Below are 21,586 nucleotides of genomic sequence, written 5' to 3'. Positions count from 1 at the left end.
CGTCCGGAGTTTCTCCAGGCGCCCGCCTCAGCTGTACGTCCCGTTACTGGAATCTGCCAGGGCGTAGGATGAGTTCATGGCAGAGAAGTCAAATATCGATATGAAGCCGCGCAGTCGCGACGTTACCGACGGTATTGAAAAGGCCGCGGCGCGCGGCATGCTTCGCGCTGTCGGCATGGGTGACGAAGATTGGGACAAGCCCCAGATCGGGATCGCGAGCTCGTGGAACGAGATCACCCCGTGCAACCTCAGCCTTGACCGGCTCGCGCAGGGCGCGAAAGAGGGCGTGCACTCAGGCGGGGGATACCCGCTGCAGTTTGGCACGGTGTCGGTGTCTGACGGCATCTCGATGGGGCACGAGGGCATGCATTTCTCGCTCGTTTCGCGTGAGGTCATCGCCGACTCTGTCGAGACGGTGATGATGGCTGAGCGCCTCGACGGGTCGGTGCTGCTTGCGGGGTGCGACAAGTCGCTGCCGGGCATGCTCATGGCTGCCGCCAGGCTCGATCTCGCGTCGGTCTTCCTCTACGCGGGATCCGTTGCGCCCGGTTGGGTGAAGCTCACCGACGGCACGGAAAAGGAAGTCACGATCATCGACGCCTTCGAGGCCGTCGGCGCCTGCAAGGCCGGCACGATGAGCGAAGAGGACCTGAAGCGCATCGAGTGCGCGATCGTTCCGGGCGAGGGTGCGTGCGGTGGTATGTACACCGCGAACACGATGGCGTCGATCGCGGAGGCGCTCGGTATGAGCCTTCCGGGCTCGGCAGCTCCGCCCTCGTATGATCGCCGCCGCGACTACTTCGCGCACCGCTCAGGTGAGGCAGTTGTGAACATGATCGCGAAGGGCATCACCGCGCGCGACATTCTCACCAAGAAGGCGTTCGAGAACGCGATCACGCTGCTCATGGCCTACGGCGGGTCAACGAACGCGGTGCTGCACCTCCTCGCGATCGCGCGTGAGGCCGAGGTTGACCTCACGCTCGCGGATTTCAATCGCATCGGCGCGAAGGTGCCACACCTCGCCGACATGAAGCCCTTCGGAAAGTACGTGATGGCTGACATCGACCGTCAGGGCGGCGTTCCGGTCGTGCTGAAGGCACTGCTCGACGCGGGCCTGCTGCACGGCGACGCGCTCACGGTCACCGGTAAGACCATGGCCGAGAACCTCGCGGAACTCAACCCAGACCCCATCGACGGCAAGGTCATTCATCACCTCGATGACCCGATCCATGCGACTGGCGGCCTGACTATCCTGCACGGCACGCTCGCACCTGAGGGAGCGGTTGTGAAGACCGCCGGCTTCGATGCTGAGGTGTTCGAGGGGCCTGCGCGCGTCTTCGAACGCGAGCGCGCCGCGATGGATGCGCTCACCGAGGGCAAGATCGGCAAGGGCGATATTGTTGTCATCCGCTATGAGGGCCCGAAGGGCGGCCCGGGTATGCGCGAGATGCTTGCGATCACTGGCGCGATCAAGGGCGCGGGCCTTGGGAAAGATGTACTACTATTGACGGACGGCAGATTCTCGGGCGGCACAACCGGCCTGTGTATCGGCCACATCGCGCCTGAGGCCTCGGATGGAGGCCCAGTAGCGCTCGTGCACGACGGTGACCTGATTCGGGTTGACATCGCGGCACAGACGCTCGATCTGCTGGTAGACCCCGCTGAGCTTGAGGCCCGACGTGCGAACTGGGCCCCGCTTCCCCCGCGCTATACGCGAGGAGTGCTCGCAAAGTACGCGAAGCTCGTGCATTCGGCATCTGAGGGTGCCATCACCGGCTAGTTTCCACACCTGTCTTGCGCTGGGCCGCCAATGCCCTGCGCTCATCCACCACCGTAAGAAAGCAAAGAATGACCCTCGAGTCGAACGCTATTCAACGTCAAACAGGGGAGCCGCCAGCCCGCGGCGAACGCATGACCGGCGCCATGGCTGTTGTCCGCAGCCTTGATGCGCTCGGTGTCACCGATGTCTTCGGTCTTCCCGGCGGTGCTGTTCTGCCGCTCTACGACACGCTCATGGGCGACGAGCACCTCCGTCACGTGCTTGTGCGTCACGAGCAGGGCGGCGGCCACGCTGCCGAGGGGTATGCAGCCGCATCAGGCAAGGTCGGCGTCGCGATTGCGACCTCGGGCCCAGGCGCCACGAACCTTGTCACGGCAATTGCCGATGCGTACATGGATTCGGTGCCGCTGCTCGCGATCACCGGTCAGGTGTTCTCGCACCTCATGGGGACGGATGCGTTCCAGGAGGCCGACATCATGGGCATTACGATGCCCATCACCAAGCATTCGTTCCTCGTGAAGACTGCCGAGGAAGTACCTGCCGCGATCGCGGCCGCGTACCACCTTGCGTCGACTGGCCGGCCCGGTCCAGTGCTGGTTGACATCACCAAGGACGCACAGGAAGGGGAGCTCGACTTCGTTTGGGATCCGCGCGTCGAGCTGCCTGGCTATCGCCCCATCACGAAGGCGAACAGTAAGCAGATCCAGGCTGCTGCCGAGCTCATCGCCGAAGCGCAGCGTCCGGTCTTCTACGTCGGCGGCGGCGTTGGTCGGGCCGGAGCATCCGAAGAGCTCAAGCAGCTCGCCGAGCTCGTCGGCGCTCCCGTCGTCACCACGCTGATGGCTCGTGGCGTCTTCCCAGACTCGCACCCTCAACATCTCGGTATGCCCGGCATGCACGGAACAGTTCCCGCGGTGCTCGCGCTGCAGGAGGCAGACCTCCTCATCACGCTTGGCGCTCGCTTTGACGACCGGGTGACTGGCAAGGCGGCGCTGTTTGCCCCGGACGCGAAGGTCATCCACGCCGACATCGATCCCGCCGAGATCGGCAAGATCCGCGCGGCAGATGTCCCGATCGTGGGCGACGCTGCCGACGTCATCTCCGACCTGATTGCTGCGGTGTCGACGGCGAAGCTCGCCCGGGATTTCGCGGACACCACTGTCTGGTGGGAGCGGCTGCGCGGCCTGCAGGAGACGTACCCGCTCGGCTACGCCGAGACGAGCGATGGGCTGCTGTCGCCTCAGCACGTGATCCAGCGCATCGGCGAGCTGACCGGCCCCGAGGCGATCTACGCCGCGGGCGTCGGCCAGCACCAGATGTGGGCAGCGCAGTTCATCAAGTACGAGCGCCCGAACGCCTGGCTGAACTCCGGCGGCGCTGGCACCATGGGCTACGCAGTTCCTGCAGCCATGGGCGCTAAGGTCGCAGAGCCGGAGCGCACGGTCTGGGCGATCGACGGCGATGGTTGCTTCCAGATGACGAACCAGGAGCTCGCGACCTGTGTCGTGAACAACATTCCGATCAAGGTCGCAGTCATCAATAACTCGTCGCTCGGCATGGTGCGCCAGTGGCAGACCCTCATCTACGATGGTCGCTACTCGAACACTGAGCTCAACACCGGACACGGTTCGCAGCGCGTTCCCGACTTCGTGAAACTCGGTGAGGCGTATGGGTGTCTCGCTATCCGCGTGGAGCGGGAAGACGAGATCGACGCGGCCATCAAGCTCGCGCTTGAGACAAACGACCGCCCTGTCGTGATCGACTTTGTCGTGAGCGCCGACGCGATGGTGTGGCCGATGGTCCGCCAGGGCACGTCGAACAGCGACGTACAGTATGCACTTGATCAAGCCCCCGAGTGGGAGGAAGAGTAATCATGGCTCGTCACGTACTCAGCCTCCTCGTTGAGGATAAGCCTGGTCTGCTGACCCGTGTCGCAGGACTGTTCGCTCGCCGCGGCTTCAATATTGAGTCGCTCGCCGTCGGCCCGACGGAGATGGACGGCCTGTCGCGCATCACTGTCGTCGTTGACGAAGACGAGGTGCTGCTTGAGCAGGTCACCAAGCAGCTCAACAAGCTCGTCAACGTCATCAAGATCGTCGAGCTCGACGCGAGCAACTCGGTGCAGCGCGAACACGTGCTCATCAAAGTGCGCGCGGACAACCAGACCCGGTCGCACGTGCTTGAGGCCGTGAGCCTGTTCCGCGCACGCGTCGTCGACGTTGTGCCGGAGGCGCTCACAATCGAGGTGACAGGCGACTCCGGGAAGATCGAGGCGTTCCTTCGGGTGCTCGAGCCATACGGGATCAAGGAGATCGCGCAGTCGGGCCTCATTGCGATGGGGCGCGGCTCGAAGTCGATCTCTGAGCGGGTCTTCAAGGTATAACCGTGCGGCCCGGCCCCGTGTTCGGGCTGCCACAAGATTTCACAGCATCACACACCACACAACAAAGGAGAACGGCCAGTGGCTGAAATGTACTACGACAGCGATGCAGACCTGTCGATCATTCAGGGCAAGAAGGTTGCCATCGTCGGATACGGCTCGCAGGGACACGCGCATGCGATGAACCTCCGCGACTCGGGCGTCGAGGTCGTCATTGCCCTGAAGGACGGGTCGAAGTCGATCCAGAAGGCCGAAGAGGCCGGCTTCACCGTGAAGAACGTGGCGGACGCGGCAGAGTGGGCCGACGTCATTATGCTGCTCGCGCCGGATCAGCACCAGCGCGGCATCTACAACGACCACGTCGCGCAGCACATGACCGAGGGCAAGACTCTTGCATTCGCTCACGGCTTCAACATCCGTTACGGCTACATCGAGGCTCCTGCTGGCGTTGACGTGATCCTCGTCGCTCCGAAGGCTCCCGGCCACACCGTGCGCCGCGAGTTCGAGGCTGGCCGCGGTATCCCCGACATCATTGCAGTCGAGGTTGACGCATCGGGCACCGCTTGGGAGACCGCGAAGTCGTACGCGAAGGCTATCGGTGGCACCCGCGCTGGCGTCATCAAGACGACCTTTACTGAGGAGACCGAGACTGATCTCTTTGGCGAGCAGGCTGTGCTCTGCGGTGGTATGAGCCACCTCGTGCAGGCAGGCTTCGAGACGCTCACCGAGGCTGGCTACCAGCCAGAGATCGCCTACTTCGAGGTACTTCACGAGCTCAAGCTCATCGTCGACCTCATGTGGGAGGGCGGCATTGCGAAGCAGCGCTGGTCGATCTCCGACACCGCTGAGTACGGCGACTACGTCTCGGGCCCCCGCGTCATCGACGCTGGTGTCAAGGAGCGCATGCAGGGTGTGCTCAAGGACATTCAGGACGGCACCTTCGCCAAGCGCTTCATCGAGGATCAGGATGCGGGCGCGCCCGAGTTCACTGCCCTCCGCGAGAAGGAAGAGTCGCACCCGATCGAGAAGACCGGTGTCGAGCTCCGCAAGCTGTTCGCATGGCAGCAGCAGGATTCGGATTACGTCGACGGCAGCGCTGCGCGCTAACGGCTGCGCAATGCTCGCGGGCGGTCACGCCTGACGAGACGTCAGCATACGGGCCCCGGGGAGTTTCTCCCCGGGGCCCGTATGCTTACGGTATGTGTGCAGCTGAGTTGGCAGACAGGATCGACGCGGAGCTTCGTGCACGCGCGACCCCGGAGCGCACCGAGCGCGAGCGAGCATACCTCAAGAGTGAAAACGTACACTACGGTGTCACGGTGCCGCAGATGCGGCAGGCTGTGCGGGCCGCACTTCAGGGCGTGCAGCTCGACCGGATAGCTCTGCGTGCAGTGGTCACCGACCTGTGGTCGCCGGGAGCTTCCGGCACTCCAGTCCATGAGCGCCGGGCAGCGGCTGTTGAGCTGCTCGAGCGTCATCACTCGGTGCTTGAGATCGCCGACGCCGAATTGCTCGAACGGCTGCTCCGCGAGGCAGGGACATGGGCACTTGTCGACAACATCGCGGCAAACGTTGTTGGGCCTGTCGCCGAGCGCGAGGAGCGGTTCGGCGCCGTGCTTGACAGGTGGCTCGTCGACGATGACTTTTGGCTCCGGCGCGCGGCCCTGCTCGCGCACCTGGTGCCACTGCGCGAGGGGCGCGGCGACTGGGATCGGTTTTCGCGAGCCGCTGACTCCCTGCTCGACGAACGGGAGTTCTTCATCCGCAAAGCGATCGGGTGGGTGCTGCGAGACATGTCGCGGAAGCGGCCAGACGACGTATACGAGTGGCTGCTCCCGCGGGCGCGGCGGGCCTCGGGCGTTACGATCCGCGAGGCGGTGCGACACCTCAGTGTGGCGCAGCGGGACGCGGTGCTCGCCGCCCGCTGAGGCGCAGCTGTGCCCCGCGGAAGGCGGCGGCAGACGCATGTCTGCCGATGACGCTCACCCTCCCTGAGCCCGTCTAACCGCCTCGTTCAGCGGCCCGTTTTGTTTTGGCGGTTGCCTCGGCTGCCCACGGATCCTCGGGCCACGGATGCTTCGGGTATTTGCCCCGCATCTCGCGACGCACGTCTTGGTACGGCCCGTCCCAGAATGACGCAAGGTCGTCGGTCACTGCGAGCGGTCGGCGCGCGGGGGAGAGCAAGTGGAATAGCACCGGAACCCTGCCGCTCACGAGCCTCGGCGTCTCGGCCAGCCCGAACACCTCCTGTAGCTTCACTGCGACGATGGGGCGCCCGCCTGCATCGAGCGCCGGCGCGTAGTCGATGGCGACGGTCGAGCCCGACGGCACGGGCAGCCGCTCGGGCACGAGGTCGTCGAGTCTCGCTGCTTCTGGCCAGGGGAGGAGCCTGCGCAGTGCGCTCGTCACATCGAGGGCTGCGAGGGAGGCCTTTGGGTTCATCCCGGAGAGGTCGGGGCCGAGCCATTCAGGGATGGTGTCAAGAAGCGCCAGGTCCGAGACGTCGGGCCAGGGGTCGTGAAGCTCGCGATGCAGGAGCGCGAGCCTTGCCCGTAGGATCCCGGCCGCAGTCGTCCAGTTGAGCGCGGTGAGGCCCGTCTCCCGCAGGTGCGCAGCGAACGCCGGGCCTGCGTCGTCCGGGCGCGGCGCGGCTGGGCTGGAGGAGAGCAAGATTGCTCCAAGGTGATCCTCTTCGCGCACCCGCACTTTTCCGCTGTCGATCTTGGCGATGCGTGAGCGTGACCGGAGCGATCCACCGATCTCCACTGCGTCCTCGGCGGTTATGCTTGCGGCGAGCCGGATGACCGCCCCGGTGCCGTCTGCGGCGCGGCCCTCGGCGCGCTGGACCTCGCGGACAGCTATCCACTCCGACGCTGCGAGTGGGCTGCCTTCGGGGAGCGCTGCACGGGTACCACTCGCGAACAGGTAGCTTCGGGAATGCCCGGCGGTCCGCCTAGCGATCCACTCGGGGCGGGCGAGAGCTGTGACGCGCCCGCCGCTCGAGCTGTCGCGCGCTGCGTCGCCGTGCGTCTCCGGGGCTCCCCGCAGCTCATCGCTCGCGATCTTTGCGAGTCGCTTCGCCTCCCCGCGCCAGCGGTCCGCGCCCGGCTGCCGTCCGGTCCGGAGCGCGCGGAGCAGCGTCGCGAGATCGGCGTCGCTCGCCCGGTAGTCCCCGGAGAACGCGGCGACAATCTCGCCGACCCGATCAGGATCGCCGGAGTCGCGCACCCCCTGGAGCAGTGCGCGTGCCTCGCGGACCCCGAAGGGGAGGCCCGCAACCCGACTTCCGAGCGCTGTCACTCTGTCGTTCGCGTCAGTGAGCTCGAGGGATCGAAGGGTTGCAAGTGCCCTGGCGAGCGCTGCGGGTGGCGCAGGCGTAGCGAGGCGCAGCCCCGCAGCCCCAGGCGTGCCCCAAGCAGCGAGCAGCAGCGCGGCATCGGTGAGGTCTGCCGAGAGGATCTCGGGTGTGAGAGTGGCGGGCATCCGCGCGAAATCGGTCTCCGAGAATGCGCGGATAGCTCGGCCGGCCCCCTCACGGGCGGCGCGGCCAGCACGCTGCTCGGCGCTCGCGCGCGACGCGCTAACGGTCACGAGGCCAGTCATGTCTCGCGCCTGGTCTCGCCGTGCCTCGCGAGAGAGCCCAGCATCAATGACAAGTCTGACTCCGGGAACGGTGAGCGAGCTCTCAGCGAGCGCGGTGCTCACGATGATCCGCGGGGCGTCGTGCGCGTGGCGTCCTGAGACCGCGCGATCCTGCTCGCGTGAGGAGAGCCTACCGTGTAGCGGGAGGATATCGACGGGGGAGGCCCCGTTCTGGCTCACGAGGTCGCGGGCGATCCGTGCGACCTCGTCGACCTCGCGTGCGCCGGGGAGGAACACGAGTGCGTCGCTGCCGGAGGCGGCCTGTTCCGTGACAGCGAGCTCGGCGACGTGCGCAAGGAAATCGCGACTCACACCACGGTCGTCGAGGCGCTGGCCCGGTGCCGGGGCGTACTCAATGGATAGCGGGTGCAGCGGCGACGGCACGTCGACAACCTTGGCGTCGAGCAACTCGGAGGTCGCGGCTGAGTCGAGGGTAGCCGACATTGCGACGACTGTGAGGTCGGGTCGGAGCTCGCGAACCTCGGCGAGCATCCCGAGCAGGATGTCGCTGTCAACTGAACGTTCGTGAATCTCGTCCAAGATCACCGCGCCGACGCCCTCGAGCGAAGGGTCTGACAGTAGGCGCCTGAGCAGCACGCCCGGAGTGAGCGCCTCCAGCACCGTGTCGGGCCCCACGCTGCGTTCGCCGCGCACGGTGAACCCAACTGGGCCGCCGATCTGGCTCCCATCGAGACTGGCGAGACGCCTCGCCGCAGCGCGGACCGCAACGCGGCGAGGCTGGCTGAGGAGCGTCGTCTGTGAGCCAGCTGAGGCGCGGGCGAGCCTCGTGACGAAGTTTGCTGTGAGCGCAGGGACGAACGTCGTCTTGCCGGTGCCCGGTGGTGCGGTGATCACTGCAGCACCTGTGGCAATCGCCGCTTCAATTTCTGCTTCAGCGCGTGCGACAGGCAGGCCCGCTCCGATCGCGGAGAGGTCGAAACGGTGGGCACTCATCTATCCATCCTAAAACGCCGCGTGGCCCCGGGAATCCCCGGGGCCACGCGGCGTCAACGTGTTCGAACCTACGCTGCGGGAGCGTTCTCGATGACGATCGGAGCGTCGCTCGGGTTCGCCCACTCTGGAGCCGGAAGCGTGACGTCGGTCGCGCCGCCCTGAATCTCCTTGAGCGCGGCCTCGATCTCGGACGCGTTCTCGGGAACGTTCAGGCCGCACTTCTGTAGCTCGCTCGCGAACTTCAGCGTGAGGCGCTGCTTGCCTGCCTCGACAGCCTCAGCAGTCGTGCCGACGCGCTTGTCAGAGCCCGTCTGAATATCTGAGACGTTCTCGCATACGTGGTAGACCGTGCCGCCGTCGACCCAGACGACCTCGTCCTGGCCGAGCAGCTGGATGACCGTGGACTGGTCTGCCGTGTACTTTTCGACGGACGCCGGGTTGTAATCGATGCCGAGGGCGGTCGCGGCGAGAGCGAGAACGATACCGATAGCGCCTGCGATGCCCTTCTGCTTGCCATCCATGTCTTTGTTCGTGAAAATCAGCACGATGAGCGGAAGGAACGCGATGATCGCGATGATCGCACCGAGCTGGTTCTGCACGAAGAACTTCACGGTCTCGGACTGACGCGCGGGGTCGAGACGGTTCGCCTTCTTCCACAGCATCGAGCCAGTGATCGCGAGTGCAGCAATCACGACGAGGGCGATGATGAGGGTAACGAACGCCCACTGCGGGAACACGGCGGTCGCGTTCTGCTGCTCGATGAGGCCCGTGTCTTGGTTGCGGACAAGGGTGCCGTCTTCGCCAACGAACTCCCGCTGGCGAAGCAGCCAGAAGATCGAGACCGCCTCAAGCGCGATAGCGACTGCCCAGAGGATCGCTGCGATCCACCTGAACTTCGTCGCCTTCGACTTTGCTGTTGCGGTCGGCGTCCATGACGCGTCGGCTGCGGACTCTGCTGATGCCGCGGCCTTGCCGGACTCATTCTTTTTGGGTTCAACCACGGTGGTGCTATTCCTTTGTCGACATTTCTATGAAGTCGCTTTAAGTGTAGCCCGGCGATAGCGGTTCTCCGGTGACGAATCTGCAACGGATTTACGTCGCAAAGTTAATGGCACTACACAGCAGCGGGAGGGGCGGTGCGGGGCGGAGCCGAAGGGGAACGCTCGGGATCGCATTCTCAGAACCCTCGCGCGGAAGCTCGATAGCATTGTGAGCATGCGAACGGGAAGTGGCGATGAGCGTGAGAGCGCCCTGCACAGTGGGTGGACCGTGGAGGCCACCCCGACTATCGAAGACCCGGCAGTAGCGGCAACCCCTGTGGGAGCAACCGCGGAGGCCGCTGCTGAGTCCGCCGATGAGGCAGGCGCTGGCGAGCGAGAAGCGCAGCCACAGCAGATGAGCAATCTGACGGTCGTGCTGCTCGGGCTCTCAGGCGGCTTGTTCATGCTCTACGCCTGGGTATGGATGAGCTGGGCGCAGTATTACGCTGACGTCAACGCTGCGGCTGCTGCGGGGAGCGGCTCGATCGGTGGTGTGCTCCAGCAGATCGTCTTCTGGATCGCCCCTCTCGCACCCGTCTTCTGGTTCATTTCGGCACTCGTGCTAGCACGCGCGCACACGCGAAAGCTCGTGTTCGCGCTTGTTGTCGGGCTCATTGTTACCTTCCCCCTGCCAATGGTGTTTCTGAGCGGAGCTGCACTGTGAACGTGAAGTTGATCTCAGCGTGGGGCGCCGCTGTGGTGATCGTCGCGCTGTACGCGTACGCCGTTGTCGCCGGCATCGGAAACCTCATGGGGATGTCGACCTTCCTCGGCGAAGCTCTCGGGCCGCTGCCCTGGACGCTGCTTGGGCTCGCGATCTTCGTGCCAATTGGTGCGCTGCTCGTCTCGCTCCTCGTTGCCAGGGGACGCACGGCTTGGGTGCGAGTATTGCTCCTCGCGACAGGGCTTTGCGTCGCCGCAGCGGTGCAGCTCGAGATCATGCACCTCATCTCGTAGCTGCTGTGCCACAGGCTCGCCGACCCTCCGAGCCCGCCGAGCCCGCCGAGCCCGCCGAGCCCGCTGAAACCGCACGCACCCTCCGACACCGCCTGTCTTTCACGTAAGAAACAGGCGGTCTCGGAGGGTGCGTGCGGTCTCGGTCGGGGTTGAGGCCGGGGTCGAGGTCGGGGTCGGGGCCGGGCCCGGGCGAGGCCGGCCGAGCCAGGCCGGCAGGAGGCTGTTAGTCGCCGTACTCGATGACAGTGCGAATGCCGCGCCCCTTGCGCATCTCCGCGAACGCCTCGTTCACGCCGCTGAGGGGGATTCGGTCGGTCACCATGGAGTCGAGGTCAACACGGCCCTCCATGTAGAGATCGATGATCTTCGGGAAATCGATCGACTGCCGGCTCGATCCGTAGTTCGAGCCGATGAGGCGCTTCTCTTGGTCGCTCATGACAAACGGGTCGATCGAGATCTTCACGCCATCTGCGACCTGGCCGACCACAACGGCAGTGCCACCGCGCCGGATCGCCTCGTAGCATGCCTCGATCGTGAAGGGCAGCCCGATTGCTTCGAACGCGTAGTCGACGCCTCGTCCATCGGTGAGCGCCATGACTGTCTCGACGAGGTCAACTTCGCGGCTGTTGATTGTGTGAGTCGCGCCGAAGGTTCGACCAAGTTCGAGCTTCTCGGCGCTCACATCTGCGACGATGATCTGCTTTGCGCCGGCGAGGCGCGCACCCTGCACGACGTTCAGGCCGACGCCGCCGCAGCCGACAACGAGCACGGTGCTGCCCGGCTCAACCCCCGCGGTGTTTGTGACAGCGCCGATGCCGGTTGTCACTGCGCACCCAACGAGGGCTGCCTGCGCGAGCGGGGCGTCGCGCCGAATCTTGATCGCGGCCGAGGCCGGAACCATGGCGTACTCGCCGAACGAGCCGACTGCGAGGAAGCTTCGCACGTCTTCATCTCCGTCGCGCAGGCGCGGCTTTCCGTCGAAGAAGACATGCTGGTATGCGGTCTCGTTCGCCAGTTGGCAGAGCACGGGGCGTCCCGCAACGCAGAACTCGCACTTCTGGCATGAGGGCGTCCACGAGAGGATCACGTGGTCGTCGGCCTCGAGTCCCGTCACCTCGGAGCCGACGGCGACGACGACACCGGCACCCTCGTGACCGAGCACGAGTGGGGCAGGGGTCTCCCAATCGCCGTCGAGCGCGTGTAGGTCGGAATGGCAGACGCCAGAAGCGACAAGACGAACGAGTACCTCCTGGGGTCCCGGCTCAGACGAGATCGTGAGTTCGCGGAGCTCGAGGGGTTCGTTCGGGCCGACGAAGACGGCCGCGTTCATGGTGATCATGATGATCCTTTCGAATGAGTCAAACTGAGAGTGGGGACCAGGTGCGGAGCGCGCGGACGATCTCGAGTAGCCGCTCGGGCTCGCCAGCGGGGAACGCTGTGGCTTTGAACACGGGCGGGATGAGCACCCACACGTAAGATCCGCCCATCGGGGTGAGCGTGAGCGTACGCGAGGTGCGCGGGCCCGACACTGTTGCGGTGACAAGGTCTACGCCGCGCAGCAAGTCGCCCACGGAACGGTGGAGCGCGGCGAGCGCCCCGCCACCGCCAGAGGAACTGGCTGCAGCGGGGCGAGCCGCGGGGAGTCCCGCGCCGCCAGCCCCAGAGCCCGCCCGCACGAACTGCGGGCCGCTGCGGGCGCGGTGCGAGAGCTTCAGCCCGGTCGGCACGTCGGACTCGGCCGGAAGGGCGACCGAGAGCGTGAGGTTGTAGACCCGCGAGAACACGAAGTTGCCGCCCTCGTAGCTCAGGGTGACGTCGATGCCGTCCCGGGTGCGTGCCGTGACCGAGGTCATGTCGCTCGCCACGACCTCGCCAAATTCGGTAGCGGTTCGCAGTAGCGCGGCGCGGGCACGATCGACGATCGGTCCCGAACCCGCGAGCGGGTGCTTGCGCACGCGTGCGTGTGTCATCGAACTTCGCCGTCTGTCTCGCGCTGCAGGACCGACGGAGCCGCGAGCGGCGAGCCGAGCTCGTCATCGCCCAGACTCTCAGAACGCACGACGATGTTGTTCTGTGTGTGCGTGAGGTCTGTCGGGGTGAAGAGCGGGAGTCGGTTGCGCTTCAGCCAGATCACGCCGAACAGTGCGATCGCGCCGAGGATGATTGCAGCGCTCGACCAGATGACGATGCGCTGGCTCATCTCGGGGACGATGAACACGATGAGGTAGACGCACGACGCAATGCCGAGAATCTGGGGCAGCGGGTAGAACGGCGTCTTGAACGGACGGCGCGCGTTCGGGTAGCGCTTGCGAAGCACGATGACGTCGATCTGGGCGATGATGTAGCTGAACAGCCAGGTCGTACATGCGATGCTGATGAGGTTCAAGATCAGTTCGATGCCGCCCTCGGCGAAAGTCGAGTAGAGCAGCACCGAGGCCATGCACGCGGCTGTCACGAGCATGCCTGCCCACGGTACGCGAGTGCGGCGGCTGACCTTTGCGAGCCACTTCGGCAGGAGGCCCTCGTTTGCGAGGCCGTAGAGCATCCGCGGGATCGCCGCGAGGTATGAGTTGCCGGTCGAGAACGACGCGAGGATCGTGACGACGGTCATGATGACGCCGCCGGCGGCGCCAAAGATTGCTGTCGCGCCGACGACGTGCGGGATCGAGGAGCTCGCCATCTCGCCAAGGTCGGCGAAGCGGGTCGCGCCCCAGCCGAACAGCACGTCGACGACAAAGATCGTGCAGACACCGACGATCATCGCGGCCGGGATCGTCTTCCACGGCTTCTTGACCTCTTCGGCGAGGGGAGCAACGAACTCCATGCCGATGTAGAGCCAGATCGCGACGGCGCCCATTGACGCGAGGGTGCCCCAGTCAGTGTTGAGTGCCGGGTTGTCGACGGGCGTCTGGCTGGTGAAGCCGAAGACTCCGGCCAGGCCCATGATGGCGAGGATGCCCATGAGGCCGAACACGACCGGGATTTGCACGCGGGCGAAGATGTCGACGCCCGCGATGTTCAAGACGAGCAGGATCGCGAGCAGGATGAACGAGAACGCCGCGGCAGGGAAGCCCGTGAGGCTTTCGAATGAGTCGCCGGCGACCATCAGCTGGGTGCCGCCGTCTGCCGAGACGAGCACGAGGTAGCCACCGAGCACCGCGAGGATCGCTGGGAGTCTGCCGAGCGCGGGGAGGGTGTACTCGCCGACCATTCCGCCGCCTGGCAGCATCGACGCGAGCTCGCCGTACGAGATCGCGACCATCGTGATGATGATGAGGCCAATGAACGCTGGAAGCGCGAACGCGAGTCCGCCAGTGCCAAACCCGTTGCCGAGGGAAACCATCGCGGTTCCCGAGACCACGAGTCCTGTTGAAGCCGCGTAGGCGGCGCCGAAGCCGAGACTTCGCTTGAGTTTTGTCATACATCGCTCCTTTGCGGTGGGGGCCGGTGGGGCCACACTCAAGCATGCGGAATCCAGAGCGTTGGCGCATTCGACAATTTGTACAGATATCGGCGCGGCGCCGCCGGTTTGTCGGATGGGCGGATACGTGGCGCTTGGCTAATTGTCGAAAAGGCTGTGTTATCATCGACATTTTGTCGGCGAGGCCTTAAGTCTGCAGATATCTCAGCGCGAGCGCGAGCTCCGCACGCGCCTGGAAATCCTCAAGGTCTGTGCCGGTCAGCACCGAAATCTGCTGCAACCTCGCCCCAAGAGTGTGCCTGTGGATGCCGAGGTCTCGCGCAGCTGGCAACGGCCGGCCGTGGTGGCTGAGCCACACACGCAGCGTCGTGAGTAGTTCGGCGCCGTGCTCGACGTCGTAGGCGGTCACTGGGCCAAGCAATCTGCGTGCGACGTGAGCGGCCTCCGAGGAGTCGATGAGGTCCGACACGCCCTCTCGCCAAATGTCGGGGAAGGCGGTGACGGTCGCGGCCTCACGCCGGAGGCCGAACTCCGCCGCCTTCTTCGCCTCGTCCAGGGCCAGTGCGAGCCCTTCCCAGCGGTCGCAGCGTGATCTACCGAGCGTGAGCGGGAACGTCTCAAGATGAGCGATGACCCTATCGGCGTCGCGCTCGTGTGCGAGAACTGCGAGGTCGCCACGATACTCCGCAAAGAAGATTCCGAGGTCCTCTTGAAGCTGCAGCGCCTCCAGTGCAGGCAGCACCCGAACCGTCTCGACGTCGCGCGGCACCCCAACGATCGTCACAAGCGGTACCTGGGGGAGCGGTCGCCACACGCTCTCGACGATGTGGGAGGTCACGCCAACATTTCCAGACAGCACGAGCTGCAGGAGTGCGTCGCGCAGCGTCGAGTGTAGCCGCTCAAGCGCCTGGTTCTGCTCGAGCGAGACACTCACGAGCGCAAGCACGCTCGACAGCACGTTGCGCGAGACGTCATCGAACGCCTGGCTTAGCGTCAACACGAGCATCCCGCTCGGCTCGCCTGGCTCCCCGAGCAACTGGAGGATCGCTTCGACGTCGGCGGTGACCTGTGCTGAACGGAACCGCTGGCCGCCCGCGAGCGTTTCTTGCACAATCGCGGTGAGCTTTGGCTCAGAGAGGCGTCTCCCGTCTGGCGCGTCAATCACGATCACGGGGTGACCGAGCGGGTCATACAGGGCAACACCACAGCCGAGCTGCCGTGCGGTCTCCCGCAGCGTCGCGCTGAGTCCGTCGCGCCGCGTCGCGGCATTCGCGATCGCTTTCTGCGCCCGCAGCGAGCGCCCGTACCGCTCGGTCTGGTCGCGCTGCAATACTCGGGACGCCTCCTGCAGGATGTCCATGAATGAGATCTCGTATGGCACTTCGAACAGGATGAGGCCATGGCGCCTACACGCTTGGGCGAGCGGGTGAGGCACCCCGCGGTGCAGCACGTCGCTGCCAAACCCGATTCCGATCACACCGTGCGCGGCGACGAGCGCAACGTAGTCCTCGTACACGCGCTCAAGGCGAGCTGGGGAGACGCGGACCTCTGGGATGGCGGGATCGGCGGCCTCAGTGACTGGAAACTGCCAGCCGAGGGTGAGAATCACCTCAGCAGGGCCGAGGAACGGCGTCGGGTCGACCATGTCCGTGGCATGCAGCCACTCGAAGTCGCGGTCGAGCGCTTGCTCATCGGTCGTGCCCTCCTCGCCGCCAACGATCAGGTTGAGGTGGAGCGACGGGTTCTGGAGAAGCTTGCGAAGGCTGAGGGACACGACACCATCGTAGGTGGCAGCGGCGCCATCGCGCCGAGAAATCGCACGCAACTTCACCGGCGAGAGGCCTGAACGGGCAGTCACGCTGCGTCACGCGTGAAAGCGCGCGCATATTCGAGCAGTAGACTGGGGATCCGCGCTCCTGCGCCTCAACATGTGACGCTTCAACTATGCCGAAGGAACCACTCGTGACAAAGCCGGTCGTGCTGATCGCCGAAGAACTTTCGTCCGCCACTATCGCCGCGCTCGGCCCCGACTTTGACGTGCAGAACGTCGACGGTACCGACCGCGACGCACTCCGATCGGCGCTCGCAACCGCCGACGCTGTGCTCGTGCGATCGGCCACGCAGCTCGATAGCGAGGCGATCGCTTGGGGGCCGAACCTCAAGGTCATCGCCCGCGCGGGCGTGGGTCTCGACAACGTCGACATCAAGGCTGCGACGCAGGCTGGCGTCATGGTCGTGAACGCGCCGACGTCGAACATCATTAGCGCGGCTGAGCTGACTGTCGCGCATATTCTCGGCCTCGCGCGCCACCTGCCTCGGGCCCACGGCTCGCTGTCTGCGGGTGAGTGGAAGCGTTCCTCGTACACGGGTACCGAACTCTACGAGAAGACGATCGGCATTATTGGTCTCGGCCGGATTGGTGCGCTCGTCGCCGAGCGGCTGCGCCCCTTCGGTGTTGAGCTCATCGCGTTCGACCCGTACGTGACTGCCCCACGCGCCCAGCAGCTCGGAGTCCAGCTCGTGTCGCTCGAGGAGCTCGTGGAGCGCTCGGACTTCCTCACAATCCACATGCCCCGCACGCCCGAGACGCTCGGCATGATCGGTGCAGAGCAGCTGAAGGCAATGAAGTCGACCGCGTACGTGGTGAACGTCGCTCGCGGCGGGCTGATCGATGAGGCCGCGCTCGCTGAAGCGCTCGCCGCAGGCGAGATTGCTGGCGCCGCGCTTGACGTGTTCGTGCAGGAGCCGCCCGCCGATAACTCGCTCACCGGCCTGCCGAACGTAAACGTCACCCCGCACCTCGGCGCTTCGACTGCTGAGGCGCAGGAGAAGGCTGGCGTCGCGGTTGCGAAGTCCGTGCGCCTTGCGCTCGCTGGCGACCTCGTACCCGACGCTGTCAACGTTGCCGGCGCTGGCATCGACGAATACGTCCGCCCGGGCCTGCCGCTCACCGAGAAGCTCGGCCAGGTGTTTGCAGGCCTCGCTGCAGGCGCGCTCGCGTCGATCGACATCGAAGTGCACGGCGAGCTCGCCGAGCACCGCGTTGAGGCGCTCCGCCTGGCGGCGCTCAAGGGCATCTTTTCGAAGATTGTCTCGGACCCGGTGTCATACGTGAATGCCCCACTCCTCGCGGAGCAGCGCAATGTCGAGGTCCGTTTCTCGACCGATGCAGTTGCCGAGAGTTTCCGCAACATCATCACGATTCGTGGTTCGCTCACTGACGGCACTCAGCTGTCGGTCTCGGGCACGCTCACTGGCCCGAAGCAGATTGAGAAGCTGATCGAGGTGAACGGCTACGACGTCGAGCTGCCGCTCACTGAGCACCTGCTCGTGCTCAGCTACACAGACCGCCCTGGCATCGTCGCGACGCTCGGCGGGAAGCTCGGTGACGCGGGCATCAATATCGCGAGCATGCAGATCGCGCGCGACGAGAAGCGCGGCATGGCGCTCTCGGTGCTGACGATCGATTCGCCGCTCGCTGAGGATCTCGTCGATTCGCTCGCCGAGTCGATCGGTGCGGAGGCGGCGCGCGCTATCGTCGTCGACGCGTAACCCAATCCTGCTGCGGGGCTAGGCCGAATGATTGCGGTCTAGCCCCTTTTGCGTTCCTCTGATCTTCGGAGACCGTCGCCCGCGAGCAGTGCCCCACATGCGAGTGCTGCCACCGCAATCCCAGCTATCGCGATCGCGCCATCGGACGTCTCGAGGAAGCTCGTTGCGGCCGGATGCGCGGCGCGAACCGGATCGGAAAACTCCCACCAGCCGTCTGCGCTCTTGGCGTTCGTGAAGCTCGTTCGGCGCGCTCCGTCAAGAGACTCGGCGAGCCATGGGCGGACGATCGCGTTGAGCACGATGGCGACGCCGACCGGAACCGCGACGCAGAGGGGGAGCATGAGCGCCCGGAACCGAGTACGTGATCGAGGCATACGGCGAGTGTATCGGCGAGGGATCCTCCGCCCGTTCTGAGGGGGCCGATGCTATCCTGGCCATGCGGGTATCACCCCGCGTCAATGTTGAATCGAGCCCGTCGGTGGTGGGCTGGTCTTCGGTGGTGGATCTCTCTGAGTAAACTCCAGGGCGGTCGTCTACTGAACATCAGCTCCGGATCGCACCGCGTTAGCGCAGCAGCGCTTCCGGACTGCCCCCGCGTGCTCACGTATGTAAGGAGTACCCGTGGAGGGTCCTGAAATCAAGTTCGCCGAGGCCGTTCTCGACAACGGTAAGTTCGGCAAGCGCACCATCCGCTTCGAGGCAGGCCGCCTCGCACAGCAGGCGCAGGGCGCGGTCGCCGCGTACCTCGACGAGGAGACAATGCTCCTCTCGGCAACGAGCGCCTCGAAGCAGCCGAAGGATCACTTCGACTTCTTCCCGCTCACCGTGGACGTCGAGGAGCGCTCGTACGCTGCAGGCAAGATCCCCGGCTCGTTCTTCCGTCGCGAGGGCCGTCCCTCGACCGAGGCGATCCTCGTCTGCCGTCTCATCGACCGCCCGCTGCGCCCGTCGTTCGTTGACGGCCTCCGCAACGAGGTGCAGATCGTCGTGACCGTGCTGTCGATCGCACCGGGCGAGTTCTACGACGCGCTCGCGATCAACGCCGCGTCGATGTCGACCCAGATCTCGGGCCTGCCGTTCTCGGGCCCGATTGCGGGCGTCCGCCTCGCGCTCATTGGTGACCAGTGGGTCGCGTTCCCGAACGTCGAGCAGCTGAAGGACGCCGTTTTCGACCTCATGGTCGCCGGCCGCGTTGTCACCAAGGCTGACGGCACCGAGGACGTAGCGATCATGATGGTCGAGGCTGAAGCGACCGAGGATTCCTGGAACCTCATCAAGGGCGGCGCAACCCGCCCGGACGAGGCGATCGTCGCGCAGGGCCTCGAGGCGGCAAAGCCGTTCCTCACCCAGCTCGTCAAGGCGCAGGAGCAGCTCGCCGCGCAGTCGGCCAAGGAAGTCCAGGAGTACCCGGTCTTCCTGCCGTACACCGACGAGGTTTACGCAGCGGTCGCGGCACTCGCTGAGACCGAGCTCGCTGGCATCTACCAGATCGCTGACAAGCAGGAGCGCCAGGACGCCGACGACGCGCTGAAGGCGCGGGTCAAGGAGCAGATCGCGGCCAAGGTCGAGGCAGGGGAGCTCCCTGCCGAGGCAGACGGCCAGGTATCGGCCGCCTACAAGTCGGTCACGAAGAAGATCGTTCGCGGCCGGATCCTTACCGACGGTGCTCGCATCGACGGCCGTGGACTTCGCGACATCCGCGCGCTCGACGCAGAGGTGCAGGTCATCCCGCGCGTGCACGGCTCGGCGATCTTCCAGCGCGGCGAGACCCAGATCATGGGCGTCACCACGCTGAACATGCTCAAGATGGAGCAGCAGATCGACTCGCTCTCGCCCATCACGTCGAAGCGCTACATGCACCACTACAACTTCCCGCCGTACTCGACCGGTGAGACCGGCCGCGTTGGCAGCCCGAAGCGGCGCGAGATCGGCCACGGCTTCCTTGCTGAGCGTGCGCTCGTTCCCGTGCTGCCCGCACGCGATGAGTTCCCCTACGCGATCCGCCAGGTATCCGAGGCGCTCGGTTCGAATGGCTCGACCTCGATGGGTTCGGTCTGCGCATCGACCCTGTCGCTGCTCAACGCTGGCGTGCCGCTCCGCGCGGCCGTCGCGGGCATCGCGATGGGCCTCGTGTCCGACACCGTGAACGGCGAGACGCAGTACGCGACCCTCACCGACATTCTCGGTGCTGAGGACGCGCTCGGCGACATGGACTTCAAGGTCGCAGGCACCTCGGAGTTCATCACCGCGCTGCAGCTCGACACGAAGCTCGACGGAATCCCGTCGGACGTTCTTGTCGGCGCTCTTGCGCAGGCGAAGGAAGCACGTACCGCGATCCTCGACGTCATGGATCAGGCGATCGACACTCCTGACGAGATGGCGCCCACCGCGCCTCGCGTCATCAGCGTGCAGATCCCGGTCGACAAGATCGGTGAGCTCATCGGGCCCAAGGGCAAGACGATCAACGGCATCCAGGACGAGACCGGCGCCGACATCTCGATCGATGACGACGGCACCGTCTACATCGGCGCAGTCGATGGCCCGTCGGCCGAGGCTGCTCGCCTGCAGGTGAATGCGATCGCGAACCCCCAGAACCCTGAGGTTGGCGAACAGTACCTCGGTACTGTCGTGAAGAACGCAGCTTTCGGCGCGTTCGTCTCCCTGCTCCCGGGCAAGGACGGCCTGCTGCACATCTCCGAGGTGCGCAAGCTCGTCGGCGGCAAGCGCATCGAGTCGGTCGACGAGGTGCTCTCGATCGGTCAGAAGATCCTCGTGAAGATCACGAAGGTCGACGATCGCGGCAAGCTCTCGCTCGAGCCCGTCATCGAGGAGGCAGCCGCTGACGCTCCTGCTGAGGCAGCAGCTGAGGCTGACGCCGAGTAGTTCTCGCTACACGAGCATGGCGCCCGTCGCTCCCGAGAGGGAAGCGGCGGGCGCCGTGCTGTTGTTGGGAGGCGCCACAAGGGGTTGCGGCGCCGGGGTGTTGCTACTTGTCGCGGCTGGGGATGAGCCCGAACGCGATCCAGAACCCGATTGCGTCGACGACGATGCCGCCGCCGAACAGCCAGAACGCCCACTCGTGCATGCTGAACGCGAGGGCCATCATGTAGAACCCGCCGAAGACGAGCACCATGGCGAGCACGACGAGCAGCACTTCAGAGAAGGGCATGCGGGGCGTCGGGCTCGGCTCGAACAGACGTTCCTGTGCCGGCTTCTCGGGGGCGGATTCGCCGAGAGACATAACTTACCTCACTAATGATTTGTGCGCTAATGAATGCGATGCGAATTAAGTATAGGCGAGCCCAGGGAAATGCGCGACAATGAGAACATGAATGACGTGGACCCGCTGCTACTGGAGCGTCAGGTGTGCTTCGCACTCTCTGTCGCATCGCGAAGTGTGATTGGTGCGTACAAGCCCGTTCTTGACCCGCTCGGCATCACGCACCCGCAGTACCTCGTCATGCTCGCGCTCTGGGAACATAAGCAGCTCTCGCTCAACGGACTCGCGCAACTGCTGAGTCAAGAGCCATCGACGCTGTCACCACTCGTCAAACGTCTCGAGCGCGAGGGGTTCGTCGCCCGCGTGCGCAGCACGAGCGACGAGCGCAAGCTTGAGATCACCCTTACTGACGTGGGGGAGGCGCTGCGTGAACGGGCCACTGCAGTCCCTGCGGAGATGGCACGCCGCCTCGGGATGACTGTCGAGGAGCTCACCGGAATCCACGAGTCGATGCTGCGACTCGTCGAAGCCGCAAAGCGCGCTGGCACGGTCGATGAGTTGGCCTCGGGGAACTGATGCTGCTCGGCGTGCGCCAGCGTTCCGCGTGACGCCGCGCCTTACTGACCAGATTCACCGGCGC

Annotated in this window: 18 protein-coding genes; 10 read left to right on the top strand and 8 right to left on the bottom strand. The window is 65.3% G+C overall.

What is annotated here, in order from left to right; translation table 11 throughout:
• Positions 1 to 76 precede the first annotated feature (76 nt).
• The 5 genes from ilvD (at position 77) to ACF07D_RS10455 (ending at position 6,088) form a co-directional block, all read left to right on the top strand.
• Complete coding sequence (gene ilvD / locus ACF07D_RS10475) at positions 77 to 1,780, top strand: dihydroxy-acid dehydratase (protein ID WP_119278903.1); 1,704 nt, start codon at positions 77 to 79, stop codon at positions 1,778 to 1,780.
• 35 nt (positions 1,781 to 1,815) lie between these two features.
• Positions 1,816 to 3,651, top strand: a complete 1,836-nt coding sequence (locus tag ACF07D_RS10470; RefSeq protein WP_391504895.1) for an acetolactate synthase large subunit — start codon at positions 1,816 to 1,818, stop codon at positions 3,649 to 3,651.
• Positions 3,652 to 3,653: 2 nt separating this feature from the next.
• A complete protein-coding gene (ilvN, locus tag ACF07D_RS10465) occupies positions 3,654 to 4,163 on the top strand; it encodes an acetolactate synthase small subunit (RefSeq protein ID WP_119278899.1) in 510 nt (169 codons plus the stop codon).
• Positions 4,164 to 4,250: 87 nt separating this feature from the next.
• Complete coding sequence (gene ilvC / locus ACF07D_RS10460) at positions 4,251 to 5,267, top strand: ketol-acid reductoisomerase (RefSeq protein WP_370647889.1); 1,017 nt, start codon at positions 4,251 to 4,253, stop codon at positions 5,265 to 5,267.
• 92 nt (positions 5,268 to 5,359) lie between these two features.
• Positions 5,360 to 6,088 carry a DNA alkylation repair protein gene (locus tag ACF07D_RS10455; protein ID WP_391504867.1) on the top strand — a complete coding sequence of 243 codons (729 nt, stop codon included), beginning with the start codon at positions 5,360 to 5,362 and terminating at the stop codon, positions 6,086 to 6,088.
• A gap of 73 nt (positions 6,089 to 6,161) precedes the next feature.
• Here the strand turns inward: ACF07D_RS10455 and hrpB are convergent, their stop codons facing one another.
• Entirely contained in the window at positions 6,162 to 8,756 is a 2,595-nt protein-coding gene (gene hrpB, locus ACF07D_RS10450) for an ATP-dependent helicase HrpB (RefSeq protein WP_391504866.1), read from the bottom strand.
• A 68-nt stretch (positions 8,757 to 8,824) separates the two neighbouring features.
• The gene (locus ACF07D_RS10445) at positions 8,825 to 9,757 is read right to left on the bottom strand and encodes a hypothetical protein (RefSeq protein WP_391504865.1); all 933 of its coding nucleotides are present in this window, start codon (positions 9,755 to 9,757) and stop codon (positions 8,825 to 8,827) included.
• A 214-nt stretch (positions 9,758 to 9,971) separates the two neighbouring features.
• On the opposite strand from ACF07D_RS10445, the gene ACF07D_RS10440 reads away from it, so the two are divergent.
• Complete coding sequence (locus ACF07D_RS10440; protein ID WP_119278883.1) at positions 9,972 to 10,460, top strand: hypothetical protein; 489 nt, start codon at positions 9,972 to 9,974, stop codon at positions 10,458 to 10,460.
• Positions 10,457 to 10,753 carry a hypothetical protein gene (locus ACF07D_RS10435; protein ID WP_391504864.1) on the top strand — a complete coding sequence of 99 codons (297 nt, stop codon included), beginning with the start codon at positions 10,457 to 10,459 and terminating at the stop codon, positions 10,751 to 10,753. Before ACF07D_RS10440 ends, ACF07D_RS10435 begins: the two co-directional genes overlap by 4 nt.
• Before the next feature lie 223 nt (positions 10,754 to 10,976).
• Here ACF07D_RS10435 and ACF07D_RS10430 read toward each other — a convergent pair whose 3' ends face one another.
• From ACF07D_RS10430 to ACF07D_RS10415, 4 genes are all read right to left on the bottom strand, one after another.
• Positions 10,977 to 12,092 (bottom strand): Zn-dependent alcohol dehydrogenase, encoded by a 1,116-nt coding sequence (locus tag ACF07D_RS10430; protein ID WP_391504863.1) that lies wholly within the window; start codon positions 12,090 to 12,092, stop codon positions 10,977 to 10,979.
• Between the two features lie 19 nt (positions 12,093 to 12,111).
• Positions 12,112 to 12,723 (bottom strand): hypothetical protein, encoded by a 612-nt coding sequence (locus ACF07D_RS10425; protein ID WP_391504862.1) that lies wholly within the window; start codon positions 12,721 to 12,723, stop codon positions 12,112 to 12,114.
• Positions 12,720 to 14,174, bottom strand: coding sequence for an APC family permease (locus tag ACF07D_RS10420; RefSeq protein WP_391504861.1), 1,455 nt, complete (start codon positions 14,172 to 14,174; stop codon positions 12,720 to 12,722). Before ACF07D_RS10420 ends, ACF07D_RS10425 begins: the two co-directional genes overlap by 4 nt.
• Before the next feature lie 187 nt (positions 14,175 to 14,361).
• Complete coding sequence (locus ACF07D_RS10415) at positions 14,362 to 15,948, bottom strand: PucR family transcriptional regulator (RefSeq protein ID WP_391504860.1); 1,587 nt, start codon at positions 15,946 to 15,948, stop codon at positions 14,362 to 14,364.
• A 188-nt stretch (positions 15,949 to 16,136) separates the two neighbouring features.
• Here ACF07D_RS10415 and serA point away from each other — a divergent pair, with 188 nt between their 5' ends.
• Complete coding sequence (gene serA / locus ACF07D_RS10410) at positions 16,137 to 17,726, top strand: phosphoglycerate dehydrogenase (RefSeq protein ID WP_119279064.1); 1,590 nt, start codon at positions 16,137 to 16,139, stop codon at positions 17,724 to 17,726.
• 38 nt (positions 17,727 to 17,764) lie between these two features.
• Here the strand turns inward: serA and ACF07D_RS10405 are convergent, their stop codons facing one another.
• On the bottom strand, positions 17,765 to 18,100 hold the full coding sequence (locus ACF07D_RS10405) for a hypothetical protein (RefSeq protein WP_391504859.1): 336 nt from the start codon (positions 18,098 to 18,100) through the stop codon (positions 17,765 to 17,767).
• Between the two features lie 247 nt (positions 18,101 to 18,347).
• Between ACF07D_RS10405 and ACF07D_RS10400 the strand changes: the two genes are divergently transcribed.
• Positions 18,348 to 20,609 (top strand): polyribonucleotide nucleotidyltransferase, encoded by a 2,262-nt coding sequence (locus tag ACF07D_RS10400; RefSeq protein ID WP_119279060.1) that lies wholly within the window; start codon positions 18,348 to 18,350, stop codon positions 20,607 to 20,609.
• A 103-nt stretch (positions 20,610 to 20,712) separates the two neighbouring features.
• On the opposite strand, the gene ACF07D_RS10395 is transcribed toward ACF07D_RS10400, so the two are convergent.
• Positions 20,713 to 20,967 carry a hypothetical protein gene (locus ACF07D_RS10395; protein ID WP_119279058.1) on the bottom strand — a complete coding sequence of 85 codons (255 nt, stop codon included), beginning with the start codon at positions 20,965 to 20,967 and terminating at the stop codon, positions 20,713 to 20,715.
• Between the two features lie 87 nt (positions 20,968 to 21,054).
• Between ACF07D_RS10395 and ACF07D_RS10390 the strand changes: the two genes are divergently transcribed.
• Complete coding sequence (locus ACF07D_RS10390) at positions 21,055 to 21,522, top strand: MarR family winged helix-turn-helix transcriptional regulator (protein WP_391504858.1); 468 nt, start codon at positions 21,055 to 21,057, stop codon at positions 21,520 to 21,522.
• Positions 21,523 to 21,586: the final 64 nt, after the last annotated feature.

This window comes from Leucobacter sp. NPDC015123 (genome assembly GCF_043080205.1).
Classification (GTDB): Bacteria; Actinomycetota; Actinomycetes; order Actinomycetales; family Microbacteriaceae; genus Leucobacter; species Leucobacter aridicollis_A.
This window is presented reverse-complemented; position numbering and strand designations above follow the sequence as displayed.